The organism is Bradyrhizobium sp. CCBAU 53338 (assembly GCF_015291665.1).
GTDB lineage: Bacteria > Pseudomonadota > Alphaproteobacteria > Rhizobiales > Xanthobacteraceae > Bradyrhizobium.
This window is the reverse complement of record NZ_CP030048.1, coordinates 955,418-971,101: the sequence shown is the minus strand read 5'-3', so window position 1 is coordinate 971,101 and position 15,684 is coordinate 955,418. Positions and strand designations below refer to the sequence as shown.

Genomic DNA, 15,684 nt, shown 5'->3' with positions numbered 1-15,684 from the left:
CCAAGATGCAGAGCCGGCTTCCCATCCTCGTCTTCGCGCTTCTCATGGCGGCGATCCCGTTCGTCCCGGGCATGCCGCCGTTCTGGATCGTGCTGCTCGACAATATCGGCCTCTCCGCACTGGTCGCGATGGGTCTCGTGCTGCTGACCGGCGTCGGCGGCCTGACCTCGTTCGGCCAGGCCGCCTTCGTCGGCTTCGGCGCCTACACCACCGCGGTGCTGACGACGGCCTACGGCCTGTCGCCCTGGCTGACACTGCCGCTGTCGCTCGTGGTCAGCGGCCTGTTCGCGGTGCTGCTCGGCCTGATCACCGTCCGCCTCTCCGGCCATTATTTGCCGCTGGGCACGCTCGCCTGGGGACTCGGCCTGTTCTACCTCTTCAGCAAGCTGGAATTCCTCGGGCGCAACGACGGCGTCTCGGCAATTCCGCCGCTGTCGATCGGCACGTTCAGGATGCTCTCGCCCGACTCGATCTACTACGCGATCTGGGTCGCCGTCCTGATCTCGGCCCTTCTCACCATGAACCTGCTGGACTCCCGCACCGGCCGCGCCATCCGCGCGCTCAGGCGCGGCCATGTCGCAGCGGAAGCGTTCGGCGTGCACACGCCGCGCGCCAAGCTGCTGGTGTTCATCCATGCCGCCGTGCTCGCCGGCCTCTCCGGCTGGCTCTATGCCCACCTCCAGCGCGCCGTGACGCCGACGCCGTTCGGCGCCCATGCCGGCATCGAATATCTCTTCATCGCGGTGGTCGGCGGCGCCGGCTACGTCTGGGGCGGCGTGCTGGGCGCGGCGATCGTCGTGATCCTGAAAGAGGTGCTGCAAAGCTATCTGCCGCTGATCCTGCCCGGCTCCGGCCAGGTCGAGACCATCGTGTTCGGCATCATGCTGGTGGCGCTGCTGCAGCTCGCCCCCGGCGGCGTCTGGCCCTGGCTGATGTCGTTGCTGCCCGAGGCGACCCGCGGCAAGAAGCCCGACACCTCGCTGCCGCTGGAGCAGCGCCCCCGTTCGCCAGGCCAGTCCAGCATCCTTCTCCAGGTCGAGAAGGCGCGCAAGCAATTCGGCGGCGTGGTCGCGGTCAACAACGTCTCCTTCGACGTCCAGGCCCGCGAGATCGTCGCGCTGATCGGCCCCAACGGCGCCGGCAAGAGCACGACCTTCAACCTGATCACCGGCGTGCTGTCGGCGACGTCGGGTTCGATCTCGGTGCTCGGCAGGAAGGTCGATCGCGCGCCGCCGCAGGAGATCGTCAAGCTCGGCATCAGCAGGACCTTCCAGCACGTCAAGCTCGTCCCCGACATGACCGTGCTGGAGAATGTCGCGATCGGCGCCCATCTGCGCGGCCAGTCCGGCCCGCTCGCCTCGATGCTGAGGCTCGACCGCGCGGACGAGGCAAAACTGCTCGCGGAAGCCGCCCGCCAGATCGAGCGTGTCGGCCTTGCCGACCAGATGCATCAGCTCGCAGGATCGCTATCGCTCGGCCAGCAGCGCATCGTCGAGATCGCGCGCGCGCTGTGCGTCGATCCGATGCTGCTGCTGCTCGACGAGCCCGCCGCCGGCCTGCGCCACATGGAGAAGCAGCAGCTTGCGAAACTGCTGCGCGACCTGCGCGACGGCGGAATGTCCGTCCTATTGGTCGAGCACGACATGGGTTTCGTGATGAACCTCGCCGACCGCATCGTGGTGCTCGATTTCGGCACCAAGATCGCCGAAGGCACGCCCGCCACGATCAAGACCAATCCCGAAGTGATCAAGGCCTATCTCGGAGTGGCGGCATGAGCGCGTTGTTGTCCGTCACCGACGCGCATGTCGCCTATGGCAAGGTCGAGGCGGTGCGCTCGGTGGCGCTCGATGTCGGCGAGAACGAGATCGTCACCATCGTCGGCGCCAACGGCGCCGGCAAGACCACGCTGCTCTCGGCCATCATGGGCATCCTGCCGCTGAAGGGCCGCGTCGCCTTTGCCGGCCAGGACCTCGCCCGGCTCGACATCGAGGACCGCGTCGCGATGGGGCTCGGCCTCGTGCCGGAGCATCGCGAATTGTTCGTCACCATGAATGTCGAGGACAATCTCGAGCTGGGCGCCTTCCGCATCGAGAAGAGCCGGGCCAAGGCCTCGATCGAGCGGATCTACATGCTGTTTCCGCGCCTCAAGGAGCGCCGCAAGCAGCTCGCCGGCACCCTCTCGGGCGGAGAGCAGCAGATGCTGGCGATGGGGCGCGCGCTGATGGGCGAGCCAAAGCTGCTGATGCTGGACGAGCCGAGCCTCGGCCTCGCGCCGATCATCGTCGCCGACATCTTCCGCATCGTCACCGAGCTACGCGCCAGCGGCGTCTCCGTGCTGCTGGTCGAGCAGAACGCGCAGGCTGCGCTGAAGATCGCCGACCATGCCTATGTGATGGAGCTCGGCGAGTTCGTGCTCAGCGGCAAGGCCAGCGACATCGCGGCGAACGAGCGGGTGGCGGCGAGCTATCTCGGCTTCCAGCACGAAGGCGCGAGCACGATCTAGCGGCTCGCGGTCCGCACAAGACCCCAGCCGGCGATCGCGGCCATCAGCAGCGAGATCAGCACATTGTAGCCGGCGAGCGAGAGGCCGAGGAAGCGCCATTGCACCTCGTCGCAGCGCACCACCTTGACGGTGTCGAGCCGTGACAAGAGATCCCCGGCGCTGCCGAGATTGACCACCGGTCCGGTGCAATCGGTCGGCCCCTTCCAGAGACCCCATTCGACACCGGAGTGGTAGGCGCCGAGCCCGGCATTGGCGAGCGCCGCAAGGGCGAGGATCGCCAGCCCCGCCAGCAGCAGCGGCCGCGGCGCGCCGCTTCGCGCCGCCAGCGCCGTGAGCGCACCGAGCGGGATCGCGAGATAATAGGCATAGCGCTGCTCGAGGCAGAGCGGACAGGGCAGGATGTCCAGGACGAGCTGGAAGAACCAGGCGCCCGCGATCGTCGCCGCCGCGATCAGGGTGACGGCCAGCGAAGCGGTCAGCGCAGGTGCGCCGGCAGCGGGGCGAAACGCAGGTATTGCGGCACTCTGGGTCGTCACGGCAGCCTCTTGCGGATAGGGCGTGGTTTATGGCTCTAACCCCGGCCCGGGTCCCTGTCGAGAACGTCAGGGATCACTTTGGCGCGGGTTGACCCCGCCCTTGCCATGGCTATAGTCCGCCGGCTTCGCGACGCCCTCCATCGGAGGGGCCGACCGAGGGCCCCTGTGGCGGAACTGGTAGACGCGCTCGACTCAAAATCGAGTTCCGCAAGGAGTGCTGGTTCGATTCCGGCCAGGGGCACCACGCTTCGCCCGTTCGGGCTTTGCGTGGCGCGGCGCGCAAGACCGAACGGGCGAAGCCTGTCCCGCGAAGCCTCTTGAAGATGGACTTTCATAGACCTCCGCGAAGCCGCAGCCACGCCTCACGCCACCCGCGTATAGGTCGTCACCATCGTGTAGTCCTTGCGAGGACCCGACACCACGTGACGAATGACGAAGCGACCGTCGCCGCGAAAGGTGTAACCCGACTGATAATGATCGAGATTGCAGAGATGGCCGGCGCTTCCGGTCAAGGCGCCGCCACCGGATGCAGCGAGCTCGATCGCATGGAAGAGGCGCGGCGGGGTCTCCTTGAAGAAGACCTCGAATCCGCGGTCGCCCTTGCGAAAAATATACTCGCGCTCCGCCTCGAGCTCGGTGCCGTCTTGGAGCCTCAAGCGTCCCTGCTCGCGATAGGCCAGGCTCTCCGCGTCCAACGGCGTGAAGGTCGCGATGCCTTGCATGCTCCCATGGCCTTCGATGACCCGGCTGAACGACCAGGCGCCGACCAGCCGCACCGTCACCTGCGACGCATCACACCAAGCATCGGTCACAGTTTCGTTCATGTCCTCTGGACCCAACAGTATCCGATCGAGACGGCGCCTTCGACTTCTCCGGGCGAATACCTATATCCTGAGGCGAACGCGTGTCGATGCAGCGAGCATGTGATGGCCAGGAGACCCACGACCGATACGGAGGCCGACGGCCTGCCGCGCTATTTCGTCTGGGTCCGCGGCCTCGACGGGCCGGAGCCGCAGAAATGGGTCGACATGGATTTCGGCGTGGGCGACTGGAAGCGGCCGCTGGTGCTGGCCTGGCTGGAGCTGCCGGCGGACGAGCGGCGCCTGCCGCTGTCGATGCTGGCGCGGCGATATCCGCCGCCGAAGGTGGAGACGCTTTAAGCGCGTTCACTTGCCCCGCGCCGCGGTCGGGGTCAGCCCGAACCGGCGGCGAAAGCAGCGGTTGAAATAAGAGAGATCGTTGAAGCCGCAGGCAAAGGCGATGTCGCTGATGCGGCCTTCGCGATGGGCGAGCAGGTCGGCCGCCTTGCGCAGCCGCAATTCGGTCAGGCGCGCGGTGAAGCCGGCGCCGGCCTCGAACAGGAGCTCGTTGACATAGCGCTCGGAAAGACCGGCCGCATTGGCGAGCTTCTGCGCGGAAAAATCCGGCTCGTGGAAGCGCGCTTCGAGGATCGACAGCACGGCCTTGAGCCGCACCGCGCGCAGGCCCCGGCGTCGTGCCGCGGCCGCGACGTCGCCGCGCGCGCCGAGGCCAATCGCGGCGAGATCGAGCAGGTGAGACGCGATCGCCATGCCGGCCTCGTCGGCGGCCGCCGGATGGCGAAGCAAGAGATCGCTGTAGTCCATCACCAGCGACAGCGCGCCGCCGGGCTCGAGCTCACAGCCGACGAGGTCGTCGACGTCGGCGACCATCGCGCGCAGTGAATCGACCGGCAGATGCACATTGGTGAAGCGCTTCCGGCTCGCGCCGTCGGCGGCGAAGAACGGCTCGTCCAGCTTGAGCAGCACCATCGATCCCGGCCGCATGGTGAACTCGCGACCGCGATGGATCACCTGCGAGGCACGGTCGCCGGTGTTGCGCACGAGGCAGAAGCGATCGTCCCCGGTCTCGATCACCTGGCGCTTTTCCCGCCGCACCGTGACGAAGCTGCCGTCGCAGCGGCCGAGCATGGTGGTGCCGATGTGGATCGAGTTCATCGCGGCGCGAAACGGCACGTCGGACGCCGGATCGAGCTCGCCGGTGTTGGAAAAATGCTCGAACAGCTCGGCGAAGCGGATGAAGCGCTGCCGGTCGGACAGACCTGTCGGCAACATCTCGGTCGAGAGCGACTTCCTGATGACGGACATCGACGACTTTTCGAGAATGGCTTTTCTGAGTTTCTAAAGAAACGCTTGAACGCCCGCCGAACTTCGCACGCCGGACATGAACGCCCGCTGACAACCGGCGCGTGCAAGCTATCAGCACGCCGACATGAATCAAGCTGCGCCGGTCAGTCCAAGCCGGGCCGCCTCCGGCGCCGGACAGTCCAAGACCGCCCGCACATCCCCATCCTATTCAATCTGTGGATGCGACATCCCGCCATACGCGAATCGCGTCCGGGCAACCGGGCGGCCCCGGCCTGACGCCCGCTGGAGGAGACATCGACATGCGAACCTCTCTACCCCGCAGCCTCGTGCTCGGCGGCGCCATCGCGACCAGCCTCTGCGTCGGCTACGCGCTCGGCGCGCAACCGCACATGGACCAGGCCATCGCGATCCTGCAATCGGCCCGCGTCGAACTCGCCAAGGCCGAGCCCAACAAGGGTGGCCATCGCGAACGGGCGCTGGGGCTGATCGACCAGGCGGTCGCCGAAGTGCGCGCCGGCATCACGTTCGCAGCCACCCACTGACGCCAGACATCAGACATCAGGGAGCAGGACGCATGATACGGATCACTCTTTTCGCGGCGCTCGCGCTCGGCGCGATCGCCAGCTCTGCCGAAGCCATGCCGCCGGCGCCGTTCGGCGCGCAAGGCCGTGACGATGTCATCGCCGTCGCCGGCGGCTGCGGCGCCGGCTGGCACCGCGGCCCCTATGGCGGCTGCCTGAGAAACTACGCCAATCCCGCCGCGCATGTCTGTCCGCGCGGCTACCATATCGGCCCCGGCGGCGCCTGCCGCGGCAACGGCAAGTAACGGCCGGCCGACCCGCGCCTTTCAATCGCGGCCGCTTCGCAATCAGGAAAAATGCCCGGGCTTGCCCGGGCATTTTTTTCGCCGATTGTGGCGCAGATCATACTCGCAGGGCGCGGGACGGCGCGATCTTCCTTGCTACCTTAGCGTGATTATGGGCGAAATACATCCATTCCCTGATGGCGAAGCCACTGATCGAATTTCCGGGATGCCGCCCGAGCAGGGCTGAAGACATCCCCAGCTGAATTTTCGGAGGAATCCATGACGCACCAGGACGTGGCGCTGCATGACGGGCCCGCAAGGCTGGAGCATACGCACGACGATCCGGATGCCGACACGCCCGCGACCGTCGCGCAGAAAGGGCGCAAGCTGGTGCTGTTCGCCGATGGCACCGGCAACGCTTTCACGACCCAGGAATCCAGCGTCTGGCGGCTCTACGAGGCGCTCGACCATACCCAGCCCGACCAGATCGCCTACTACATCAAGGGCGTCGGCACCGCCGGCTGGGCGCCGCTCGCAGCCCTCGACGGCGCCACCGGCATCGGCGTGCCCGCCAACGTCCGCAAGCTCTATCGCTTCCTGTGCTGGAACTGGCGCGAGGGCGACGAGATCTACATCTTCGGCTTCAGCCGCGGCGCCTTCACCGCGCGCACGCTGGCGGCGCTGATCGCCAGCCAGGGTCTGGTGCCGGCGGTGATCGACAAGGTGGCCGTGTCGCATGCGGAGATGCAGCGCAACACGATGGCCGCCTGGCGAAAGTACCGCGAGGAGTCCGTCGGCTATTACAGCCTGCCAACGATCTGGTTGGCGCGCTGGCTGCGCAACGTCGTGATCTATCTCTATCACTTCCTTCTCAGGCATCGCTCCTATGCCAGCGTTCGCGAAGCGATGGACGGGCGCAAGGAGGTCAAGATCGAATTCCTCGGACTGTTCGACACGGTCGAGGCGTTCGGGGTGCCGGTCGAGGAGCTCCGTGTCGCGATCGACTGGGCGATCTGGCCGATCTCGTTCCGAAACTACCGGCTTTCCAGCAAGGTGAAACACGCCTGCCACGCACTCGCGCTCGACGACGAACGCACGACCTTCCACCCGTTGCGCATCGATCAGGCCAATCTTGCCGAGGGGCAGATCGTCAAGGAAGTGTGGTTCGCCGGCGTGCATTCCGACATCGGCGGCGGCTATCCGGAATCCACGCTGTCGTTCGTGCCGCTGGTGTGGATGGCCGAGCAACTCCGCGACCAGCTCCGTTTCCAGGACGGCACGATCGAGCATTTCCGCGAGTACCAGTCGGCGATCGGGCCGATGCACGATTCGCGCAGCGGCGCCGGCGTGCTGTACCGCTACGGCCCGCGGCCGATCCACGACCGCATCGAGGATGGCGGACCGCCGGTGGTGCACTTCGGCGTGGTCGAACGGATGCTGCATGGGTGCGACAATTACGCGCCGCTGATGCTCCCAGCCAATGCCCGGGTGCTGCTGCCGGATGATCAGGTGCTGCCGCTCACGCGGGACGAAACGCGCAAGGCCATGAGATCCGCCTACGCGAAGCGGCAAGGCGACCGCCACAAGGCGGCGGAAGCCGACGCCTTCATGGCAATGAGTCCGCCGAATTCCGAGATGGTGCGGCAAGTCCTCGACACCGTGTGGTGGCGCCGGGTGGCTTATTTCTCGCTGGTCATCGCGCTCATCATCTTCGCCGCATGGCCCTGGATCGCACGCACCGTCGTCGGATCGTCCAAGGCGCACGGTCTCGAAAACACCACGCTGCTCAAAGTGATCACGGCGATCGATAACGGCACGAGCACGGTCATCAAGCCGTTCGCCGATCTGGTTTCGAGCGTGCTGCCGTCTTATGTGGCGCCGTGGCTTGCCATCGCACTCTATTATCCCACGCTCACCACCGTGCTCGTCATCATCATCCTAATTGCCTGGAACAGGAATGCGACGCTGCGCGACAGCATACAGGAGCGCGCCCGACTGGCCTGGTACCGGCCAGACCGGATGGCCTCGCGAAAGCGGGTCAGCAAGTCCGGCTGGCTGCTCGCGATCGGCCGCTGGATGCGGCTGCATGCCTGGCCGGTGCGGATGGCCTTCACCAACGTCGTGATGCCGGCGGTTTTCCTCGCCGCCATCTTCGGCTCCGGACTGCTGCTCCTGTCCCGTGGCTATTTCGATTGGCGCGCGGGCGTCGGCGATCTCTGCAAGGGCAGCGCATCGACGCAAGCTGTCGGCGACACGCCGGTGACGGCGCGCGACGGCGAGTTGTTCGACGTCGGCGATTTCTGCTGGCCAAGCCGCCTCGCGGTCGAGAAGGGCCGCAAATACCGTGTCTGGATCCAGATGGCCGATCCGTGGTTCGACCGCACCATCATGACCGGTCTGAACGGATTCACCACACCGCCTGATTTGACCCACCGCCTCGCCGTCCCGATCCTGCGCCTCCGGGGCGCCGACTGGTTCCAGCCGGTCGTGCGGATCGGCGCGCGCGGATCGTACGATCTGCCGCTGCAAGCCATCAACGGAGTGCCGGCGAGCGAGCTGCCGCGGCGGGTCAACGCGACGGTGCCGGCCTATGATGACGACAGCAAGGACAACTACCCCACCCACGTCGAGGACTCCGCCGAGTTCAAGCAACCGGGCAGCGAACTGAGCCGCGTCTGGAAACCGTTCGGGGATTTCGAGCCGATCCCGGATGCGGCGCTGCCGGCGGCGCGCGCACTTTGGCGCAAGCAGGGATTGTCCGAGCTGTTGGTCGCGGAGTTCGAGGCCCCCGAGGCCGGCGAGCTGTTCTTCTACGTCAATGATGCCGTCCAGATCTTCCCGCGCCTCATGACCACGCGGCATGCGCCGCGCTGGCTCGTTCCGGTCCAGGGCCGGCGCGTCCAGTTCTACAAAAACAACAGCGGAACGGCGACGATCCGGGTGCAGCGGTTGCCAGCGCCGCCGCCCCCATGATTATGGGTGTCGCGCGCGCGGCACCGCGGCTAAGCTTGGCTGCACGCCGCGGGGGACACGCGGCCGGGACCATGATCATGACGGACCAGGGCGAGACCGGTGAAGCCATCACCATCCTCCTCGTCGAAGACGACGCACCGACCTGCTGGCGGCTTCAGGACGCGCTGGCGAAGGCCGGCTACGACGTGCGCACGGCCGGTACGCTCGGTGAGGCCCGCAGCGCGCTCGCAGGGAGCGCACCGCGCGTACTGCTGACCGATCTGCGGCTGCCCGACGGTCACGGCATCGAGCTGATCCGCCAGACCAGGCGGCGCTTTCCCGACACCGAGATCATGGTGATCTCGGCGCTGGGCGACGAGGAAAGCGTGATCTCCGCCATCACCGTCGGCGCCACCGGCTATCTGCTCAAGGACGCCTTCCCGACCGACATCGCCACCACCGTGCGCGATCTGGTCGCCGGGCATTCGCCGATCTCGGCCTCGATCGCGCGCTTCATCGTGCGGCGAACCCAGAATTCGGCCGAGCCGCCACCGGGCCCCGCACTCAACACCGCAAGGCTCACGCCGCGCGAGATCGACATTCTCTGGGGCATCGCCAAGGGCTTCAGCTACGCCGAGATCGCGAGCCATCTCGGCCTGTCCCGGCAGACCGTGCCCGGCCACATCAAGAACATCTATCGCAAGCTCGAGGTGCACACGCGCAGCGAAGCGGTGTTCGAGGCGGTGCAGCAGGGCCTGATCAAGCTGTGAGCGAGATCGCCGCGAAGGCCGTGGTATCCCGGCGCAGGCTGCGGCTCGGGCGCATCGTGCCGTATCTGCTGCTCCAGATCCTGATCGTGATCGCCATCGTCCTCGGGCTGCGGCTGCTCGAGCCGCGCGACCCCGATGGTTTTGCCGTGAGCGAGTTCTCGCTGCGCGAAGCCGGCACGACACGCCCCGTGACGTTGCCGCATTTCACGGCGTCGCGCTATTCGCTCGCCGATCCGCCGCTCTATTCCGGCAAGTTCCTCTTGAAGCGGGATGGCGCCAATACGACCTGGTCGGTCTTCCTGCCGCGCTTCAGCAACGGCGTGGAGGTCGCGGTCAATGGCGTCGTGATCCTGGACTCCCGGCACGATCCCACCGCCAACCGGCCTGACCGCAACACGCCTGAAATCGCGGTCATCCCCGCCTCGCTGCTGCGCGAGGGCAGCAACGACATCAACGTGCGGCTGTTCGTCTGGGGACCGCTGCTCGGCTTCCTCGACACCGTCTATGTCGGCCCGGATGCGGCCTTGCGCCCGGCCTACGAGACCCGCACGCTGCTGTTCGTGACGTTGCCCGTGGTGTTCTCCGCCTGGCAGTCGATCCTCGCCGTCATCCTCGCCATCATGTGGCTGATGCGGCGCCACGAGCCGGTCTATGGCGTGCTCGCGACGGCGATGGTGCTCGGCGTGGTGCAGGCCTTCCTGACGCCGCCGGTGCCGCCGGCCACCTCGTCCCGCCTGGCCGGAGTGCTGCTCTCCTCCGCACCGATCGAGAGCGCGCTGATCGTGGCGTCGGCCGTGCTCTTCCTCGGCTGGCGCTGGCCGCGCTACGGCGTGCTGCTGTTCGTGCCCGGGCTCATCGTGATCGCCGGCGGCCTCATCGCAGGGCCGCCCCTGCCGCGCATTCTCTTCATGCTTTTGGGTATCCCAACGGTCGGGTTCTGCCTGGTGCTGATGGTCGGCATCGCGGCCTACGCCGTGCTCCGACGACAGGACGTCGTCAGCTTCGCGCTCGGCTGCGCGGCGACCATCGTGCTGACCTGCTGGGTCCACGACATGCTGTCGGTGTTCGAGATCATGCCCAACGAACGCACCTTCGTCTCGCGACTGTCCTATTCCGCGTTGCTGATTGCGATCGGCGCCGGCCTGACCTGGCGCTTCGCCCGCGCGCTGAACCAGGTCGACAGCTTTGCCGGCCAGCTCGTTGCGCAGGTGCGCGAGGCCGAGGAGCGGCTGAAGACGAGCTTTGCCCGCGAGGAGGCGCGCGCCCGGGCCGCAGCGCTGGCCAACGAGCGCACGCGGCTGATGCGCGATTTGCATGACGGCCTCGGCGGCCAGTTGATCAGCATCGTTGCGCTCTCCGAGCGTGGGCACGAGGGCGCGACCATCACGGATGCTGCGCGCGCCGCGCTGAAGGATCTGCGCCTCGTCATCGATTCCATGGACGACATCGGCGGCGACCTCATGCTTGCGCTCGGCTCCTGGCGCGAACGCGCGGCGATGCAGTTGCGGCCGCATGACATCGCGCTCGAGTGGCGCGTGGCAACGCCGCAAGGCCTGCCGCTGCATCCCGAACTGCGGCCCTGGCACGTCATCCAGATCGTACGCATCCTGGACGAGGCCGTGACCAACGCGGTCAAGCATGCCGCTGCGCGCCACATCATCGTGACCATCGAGACGCGTGATGACGGCGAGGGACCGTACGGTGTGATCAGCGTCGCCGACGACGGCCGCGGCTTTGCACTTGGTGACGACGGCGAAGCGGCGGGCGCGAGCCAGACCGCGCGCGGCCTGCGCAACATGAAAGGCCGTGCCACGCGCTGTGGCGCGGTGCTCGATCTGAATTCGGATACCTCAGGCACGCAGGTGAGGCTGCAATTGCCGAGGGTCTTTCCCGACAGCGACGTGGCCGCGGTCTGAAAGCCCCCTCCCCGGACGCATGGGACGTGCGGGAAGAGGGGACGGGCCGGGATTTGGCTTGCGAAGGACGGGGGGTTCGTTCGCAGGCTCGCTTGCAGAGCTCCCTTGGCCCGAAGCCTTTCCTCCACTCTCCCCGCAAGCGGGGCCAGGTGAAGAGGTGGTGCTTAGCGCACGCCGACGCGATTGACCGGGCCGCCGCGATTCATCGGCGTGCCGGCGCGGACGCCGACGCCGGGCGCGCCTATGCCGGGTGTTGCCACGGCCGCGGCCGCAACCGGCGCAACGACCACCGCCGCAGGCGGCCGCACCACGCAACCCTTGGGCACGCCGACCGTCTTGCAATAGACCACCGCCTGCGCCGGGCTCGTGCCCAGCGACACCGTGGCCGCACCCGCCAGCATCATCACCGTCAACCCGACGCTCAGCGCTCCCAGTTTGTTCGACATCTCGCTCTCCTGCTTCCCGTTCGGCGCCCCGGTGCAATCACCTGATCTCGCAGCCGACGTGCAGCCTCAATGGCAAAAGACGCCGCGCCAAGACATGCCATGAAGATGGGGGTGCAGCAGGCCAGCCTCCGAACCGATGCCATGAACATGGCATGGACCGGCCATGGATCTCCGCGAGATGGTCCGGCTCGCCCGATCCCGAGCGGGACCGATCGCAATTGCAAAGAGGTGCCTTATGAAGACTACGGTTCTTGCCGCACTGCTGCTCACCGCTGCTATCATGCCCGCCGCGGCACAATCCGGCCCGACGCCGCAGGAGCAGATGGCCTGCCGCAGTGACGCCGGCAAGTTCTGCGCCGAGCACATCGGCAAGCCGCCGCAGATGAACGCCTGCCTGCGCGAGAACAAGGCGAAGCTTTCGGACGGCTGCCGCAAGGTGGTGGAGTCACACGGCGGATGACGTTTCCTGCTTCTCTCGTTGCGGGAGCAGGCGGCATGGCGGCCGACGGCCGCCGTCTCCGTGAACGCCGAAGCGAAGCTTGGGCTATGCCGCTTCACGTTCGCGTGCGTGGTACCGGTCGCTAGTCGTCGTCATCGGGGCCAAACATCCGGATCTGCGGGAAGCCGCCGCGCGGGCGGCTGGCATAGTCGCGCGCATCGGAATCCTCGCGGACGCTGCGCGCGACATCATCCCAATCGGTCTGGTCGCGCGCCGCACGCGCATCGCGCTGTTCATAGCGGCGACGCTCGGCCCAGCGTTCGTGCCGGCTCGCCCGCCGGCGCTCCGCTGCGGCACGCTTGACGTCGGAATTGCTGGCTCTGGCATAGGCATTCTCGGCAGAGGATGCGGGCTCCGTCGAGGCCTGCTGCTCAGCGGGCTTCGTCGCTTGCGAAGGCGATGGCGCCGGCTTGGGCGGTTCGACGGCTGCGGTCTGCGCAGGCGGCGACGTGTCCGCTTTGGCTGAAGTGGTCCCTGCATCGGGCTTCGCATCCGGCTTGGCTTCGCTCTGCGCCTGAACCGGTGCGGCGATCATCGTGGTGAACGCCTGCGACCCCGTGATGTACTGCACGCGCTCCGAGGGCGCATTGGTCGCGGCCGGCGCGTTGGCTTCCGCGCGCTGCGCCGTCTTGCTGGTGTCGGGCCCCTGCTTGGGCGCGATCGGATTCATGATATTGCCGGCAACGATGCCGCCGCCGAGACCAATGGCGATGGCGGCGACGATCGTTCCGGCACCGACGAAATAAGCTGTCGAGGCACGCATTGGCCCACTCCCTGTTTGGAGCGGGCAACGCGGCAGGATTGCCGGATGTTCCTGAAGGATGCAGTTCCTGTGACGGAACGACGTCAGATCTGCTGCGCGACCTTTTCCAGCCCGATGATGCGGGCGAGCTTGCGCACTTCTTCCTTCTGGTCGTCACGCAGCTGGAACAGCAGCGGCATCGCGGCCGACTTCAGCTGCTGGACCTCGTCGCAGTTCGGATCGATCTGCACGTTCGGCCCGCCCGGATTGGAGAGCTTGTTCGCCGAGATCTTCTTGACGACGTTGCGCAGCGCGCTCTCGACCGACGGCCAGTAATATTCCTGCGACGACGACAGCTTCAGGCGATCCCGGATGCCGGCGATCTGGACGTCGGAGAGCAGAGAGTAGTGTTTCTGCGGCTGAGGCTTGGCGACGGGCTTCGGCTTCGGCGCGGGTTCGACGGCGGCGGTGGTTTCCGCCGGCGCCTCGTTGACGCTCGCCGATGACGACGACGCGGGCATCGGGAAATCGGACGGGGTCGCCGCGGCAAAGGCCTGGCGCAGCGGCTCGGTCAGAACCGGGGCCTGGGAGAGCCTGTCGGCCGGAACCTGAACCGGGTCGATTGCGGCCGAGGCCAGCGCCAGCGTCGGAACCAGCCGGTCGGCCTTGGCGGCGCGATTGGCGGCAAGCGGCTTCGGCGGGGCTTGTGTGATCATCTCGGCACTGGCGCTGGGCACGCTATCCCGGCTGAGAATGGCAGTGGTGGCGGCACCGAGGACGAGGAAGCAGGTCAGCACGGTGATGGTGATGGCTCTGGACAAACGTCTCTCTCCGGGAGGGCCGCTTCACGATGTTGTTAGAGATGCCCGGCAAAAGGGCACGAATTAAGGCTTGAGTGTGCCTTTGCGGCGACAATCACCATGCCCGCGGCGTCAAGACAGAAATACCAAATGAAATCAAGCAGCTGCGGCGAGATCGTAGGCGTCCTGGATGTCGGCCACGATCTCGGAGGCCTCCCAGACGGCGCGCGGCTCGACCGATTGCAGCGTCACCGTCCAGTTGCCGCCCCGACGGGTGCGAGGGACGCTGACGATGTCGAAGCGGACATTACGGCACAGCGGGTGACGGGCCAGCGCATGGGCGACGCGGACGCGGATCTCGTCCAGCGTTGCTGCCGTCTTGCTGTTGAGAAAATCGAAATCCATCGCCTGTCCCTCTCGTCCTGATTGGCGGCCGTGAGGGGGATTCTTGGCGGTCGATGGTTAATCTGGCGTTAAGTGCGGGCTTGTTCAGCCATGCGGGATTAACCGTGCCGGGCGGCGCAAAACGCTACGGGGCACCCGCCTCGCGGTATTCCGCGACCGTCTGCGCAACGAGGTCATCGACCGCCATCACGCCGGTGACGCCCGACGTCGAATGGCCGCCGCTCCAGATATCGCGCCAGCGCTTGGGACGGTTCTCGCGCGCCGTGACGTCGATATCCTTGCCGATGTCGATGGCGCCGCGCGCCGGCAGGTCGTCGGGGTCGAGACCGGCGGCGACGATCGACGGCGTCAGCATGCTGGTCTGCAGGCCCGTGAACGCCGTGGTGAGCAGGATGTCGTCGGCGCTGCTCTCGACCAGCATCTGCTTGTGGCGCTCGTCCGCCATGCTCTCGCGCGTCGCGATGAATTTGGTGCCCATGTAGCCGAGATCACAGCCGAGCACTTCAGCCGCATGCAGCGCGCGGCCGTCGCTGATGCCGCCGGCGAGCACGATGATGCCGTCATAGAACGCGCGCACCGCGCGGACGAAGGCGAAGGGATTGAGCCAGCCGGTCTGTCCGCCCGCGCCCGCGGTGAGCAGCACGAGTCCATCGGCACCTGCTGCCGCCGCGCGCTCGGCGTGCCGGATCGAGGCGACATCCGCCAGCACCAGGCTGCCTGCATCGTGCAGCGGCTTCAACACGGGCGCGGGCGAACCGACCGAGGTGATGACGATCTCGGGCTTGTGCTCGAGCAGCACGGCGAGATCCTGCTCCAGCCGCGCATTGGAGCGATGCACGATCAGGTTCGGACAAAGCGGCGCGGACTTGCGACCGGTCTGATCCTCGTGCCGATGCAGGCGCGTCGCGATTTCGGTGAGCCAATCATCGAGCTGTTCCGTGTTGCGGCAATTCACGGTGGGGAAGCTCCCGATCACGCCATTGCGGCAGGCCGCGACCATGAGCTCGACGCCGGACACCAGGAACATCGGCGCCGCGATCAGCGGAAGAGCGAGGCGGTCGCTGAAGCGTTGCAGTCGATCGGATGTCAACCATGCCTCCCTGTCACTCTTGGCTCCGCGTGCGGGCTTTGTCGTTCCATCCCGCATTCCCTGTGCTAGCGTCGTCGGCAACATTGGCACGCAA

General features: G+C 66.8%; 17 protein-coding genes and 1 tRNA gene. 10 read left to right on the top strand and 8 right to left on the bottom strand.

Annotated features, from left to right (window positions below; translation table 11 throughout):
* Positions 1–5: 5 nt before the first annotated feature.
* Together XH90_RS04705 and XH90_RS04700 are read left to right on the top strand one after the other, a co-directional pair.
* Positions 6–1,775: an ATP-binding cassette domain-containing protein gene (locus XH90_RS04705; RefSeq protein ID WP_194479441.1), complete on the top strand. Its 1,770-nt coding sequence runs from the start codon at positions 6–8 to the stop codon at positions 1,773–1,775.
* Positions 1,772–2,503 carry an ABC transporter ATP-binding protein gene (locus XH90_RS04700; protein ID WP_194479440.1) on the top strand — a complete coding sequence of 244 codons (732 nt, stop codon included), beginning with the start codon at positions 1,772–1,774 and terminating at the stop codon, positions 2,501–2,503. The genes XH90_RS04705 and XH90_RS04700 overlap by 4 nt, the downstream gene beginning before the upstream one ends.
* Here XH90_RS04700 and XH90_RS04695 read toward each other — a convergent pair.
* Positions 2,500–3,039, bottom strand: coding sequence for a disulfide bond formation protein B (locus tag XH90_RS04695; protein WP_194479439.1), 540 nt, complete (start codon positions 3,037–3,039; stop codon positions 2,500–2,502). The two genes, XH90_RS04700 and XH90_RS04695, sit on opposite strands and share 4 nt — an antisense overlap.
* 159 nt (positions 3,040–3,198) lie before the next feature.
* On the opposite strand from XH90_RS04695, the gene XH90_RS04690 reads away from it, so the two are divergent.
* Positions 3,199–3,283, top strand: a tRNA-Leu gene (locus tag XH90_RS04690).
* Between the two features lie 118 nt (positions 3,284–3,401).
* Here the strand turns inward: XH90_RS04690 and XH90_RS04685 are convergent.
* A complete protein-coding gene (locus tag XH90_RS04685) occupies positions 3,402–3,863 on the bottom strand; it encodes a DUF6314 family protein (RefSeq protein WP_194479438.1) in 462 nt (153 codons plus the stop codon).
* Between the two features lie 102 nt (positions 3,864–3,965).
* On the opposite strand from XH90_RS04685, the gene XH90_RS04680 reads away from it, so the two are divergent.
* Positions 3,966–4,199, top strand: a complete 234-nt coding sequence (locus XH90_RS04680; RefSeq protein ID WP_194479437.1) for a hypothetical protein — start codon at positions 3,966–3,968, stop codon at positions 4,197–4,199.
* Between the two features lie 6 nt (positions 4,200–4,205).
* Here the strand turns inward: XH90_RS04680 and XH90_RS04675 are convergent, their stop codons facing one another.
* On the bottom strand, positions 4,206–5,165 hold the full coding sequence (locus XH90_RS04675) for an AraC family transcriptional regulator (protein WP_194479436.1): 960 nt from the start codon (positions 5,163–5,165) through the stop codon (positions 4,206–4,208).
* A gap of 299 nt (positions 5,166–5,464) precedes the next feature.
* Between XH90_RS04675 and XH90_RS04670 the strand changes: the two genes are divergently transcribed.
* From XH90_RS04670 to XH90_RS04650, 5 genes are all read left to right on the top strand, one after another.
* A complete protein-coding gene (locus XH90_RS04670) occupies positions 5,465–5,707 on the top strand; it encodes a hypothetical protein (RefSeq protein ID WP_194479435.1) in 243 nt (80 codons plus the stop codon).
* 32 nt (positions 5,708–5,739) lie between these two features.
* Entirely contained in the window at positions 5,740–5,991 is a 252-nt protein-coding gene (locus tag XH90_RS04665; protein ID WP_194479434.1) for a GCG_CRPN prefix-to-repeats domain-containing protein, read from the top strand.
* A 258-nt stretch (positions 5,992–6,249) separates the two neighbouring features.
* Positions 6,250–8,943, top strand: coding sequence for a DUF2235 domain-containing protein (locus tag XH90_RS04660; protein ID WP_194479433.1), 2,694 nt, complete (start codon positions 6,250–6,252; stop codon positions 8,941–8,943).
* 77 nt (positions 8,944–9,020) lie between these two features.
* Positions 9,021–9,692: a response regulator transcription factor gene (locus XH90_RS04655; RefSeq protein WP_194479432.1), complete on the top strand. Its 672-nt coding sequence runs from the start codon at positions 9,021–9,023 to the stop codon at positions 9,690–9,692.
* Positions 9,689–11,608: an ATP-binding protein gene (locus tag XH90_RS04650; RefSeq protein WP_194479431.1), complete on the top strand. Its 1,920-nt coding sequence runs from the start codon at positions 9,689–9,691 to the stop codon at positions 11,606–11,608. The genes XH90_RS04655 and XH90_RS04650 overlap by 4 nt, the downstream gene beginning before the upstream one ends.
* Before the next feature lie 164 nt (positions 11,609–11,772).
* On the opposite strand, the gene XH90_RS04645 is transcribed toward XH90_RS04650, so the two are convergent.
* A complete protein-coding gene (locus XH90_RS04645; protein ID WP_194479430.1) occupies positions 11,773–12,054 on the bottom strand; it encodes a hypothetical protein in 282 nt (93 codons plus the stop codon).
* A 235-nt stretch (positions 12,055–12,289) separates the two neighbouring features.
* On the opposite strand from XH90_RS04645, the gene XH90_RS04640 reads away from it, so the two are divergent.
* Positions 12,290–12,514: a cysteine rich repeat-containing protein gene (locus tag XH90_RS04640; RefSeq protein ID WP_194479429.1), complete on the top strand. Its 225-nt coding sequence runs from the start codon at positions 12,290–12,292 to the stop codon at positions 12,512–12,514.
* A 121-nt stretch (positions 12,515–12,635) separates the two neighbouring features.
* Here XH90_RS04640 and XH90_RS04635 read toward each other — a convergent pair whose 3' ends face one another.
* The 4 genes from XH90_RS04635 to XH90_RS04620 form a co-directional block, all read right to left on the bottom strand.
* Complete coding sequence (locus XH90_RS04635; RefSeq protein WP_194479428.1) at positions 12,636–13,316, bottom strand: hypothetical protein; 681 nt, start codon at positions 13,314–13,316, stop codon at positions 12,636–12,638.
* Between the two features lie 83 nt (positions 13,317–13,399).
* Complete coding sequence (locus tag XH90_RS04630) at positions 13,400–14,116, bottom strand: hypothetical protein (protein WP_194479427.1); 717 nt, start codon at positions 14,114–14,116, stop codon at positions 13,400–13,402.
* 135 nt (positions 14,117–14,251) lie between these two features.
* On the bottom strand, positions 14,252–14,500 hold the full coding sequence (locus tag XH90_RS04625) for a hypothetical protein (RefSeq protein ID WP_194479426.1): 249 nt from the start codon (positions 14,498–14,500) through the stop codon (positions 14,252–14,254).
* A 124-nt stretch (positions 14,501–14,624) separates the two neighbouring features.
* The gene (locus tag XH90_RS04620) at positions 14,625–15,590 is read right to left on the bottom strand and encodes a nitronate monooxygenase family protein (protein WP_194479425.1); all 966 of its coding nucleotides are present in this window, start codon (positions 15,588–15,590) and stop codon (positions 14,625–14,627) included.
* Positions 15,591–15,684: the final 94 nt, after the last annotated feature.

Bases quoted from the DNA above. Each gene is read 5' to 3' on its own strand.
- XH90_RS04705 (WP_194479441.1), top strand. From the start codon at position 6: ATGCAGAGCCGGCTTCCCATCCTCGTCTTCGCGCTTCTCATGGCGGCG.
- XH90_RS04700 (WP_194479440.1), top strand. From the start codon at position 1,772: ATGAGCGCGTTGTTGTCCGTCACCGACGCGCATGTCGCCTATGGCAAG.
- XH90_RS04685 (WP_194479438.1), bottom strand. From the start codon at position 3,863: ATGAACGAAACTGTGACCGATGCTTGGTGTGATGCGTCGCAGGTGACG.
- XH90_RS04680 (WP_194479437.1), top strand. From the start codon at position 3,966: ATGGCCAGGAGACCCACGACCGATACGGAGGCCGACGGCCTGCCGCGC.
- XH90_RS04675 (WP_194479436.1), bottom strand. From the start codon at position 5,165: ATGTCCGTCATCAGGAAGTCGCTCTCGACCGAGATGTTGCCGACAGGT.
- XH90_RS04670 (WP_194479435.1), top strand. From the start codon at position 5,465: ATGCGAACCTCTCTACCCCGCAGCCTCGTGCTCGGCGGCGCCATCGCG.
- XH90_RS04665 (WP_194479434.1), top strand. From the start codon at position 5,740: ATGATACGGATCACTCTTTTCGCGGCGCTCGCGCTCGGCGCGATCGCC.
- XH90_RS04660 (WP_194479433.1), top strand. From the start codon at position 6,250: ATGACGCACCAGGACGTGGCGCTGCATGACGGGCCCGCAAGGCTGGAG.
- XH90_RS04655 (WP_194479432.1), top strand. From the start codon at position 9,021: ATGACGGACCAGGGCGAGACCGGTGAAGCCATCACCATCCTCCTCGTC.
- XH90_RS04645 (WP_194479430.1), bottom strand. From the start codon at position 12,054: ATGTCGAACAAACTGGGAGCGCTGAGCGTCGGGTTGACGGTGATGATG.
- XH90_RS04640 (WP_194479429.1), top strand. From the start codon at position 12,290: ATGAAGACTACGGTTCTTGCCGCACTGCTGCTCACCGCTGCTATCATG.
- XH90_RS04635 (WP_194479428.1), bottom strand. From the start codon at position 13,316: ATGCGTGCCTCGACAGCTTATTTCGTCGGTGCCGGAACGATCGTCGCC.
- XH90_RS04625 (WP_194479426.1), bottom strand. From the start codon at position 14,500: ATGGATTTCGATTTTCTCAACAGCAAGACGGCAGCAACGCTGGACGAG.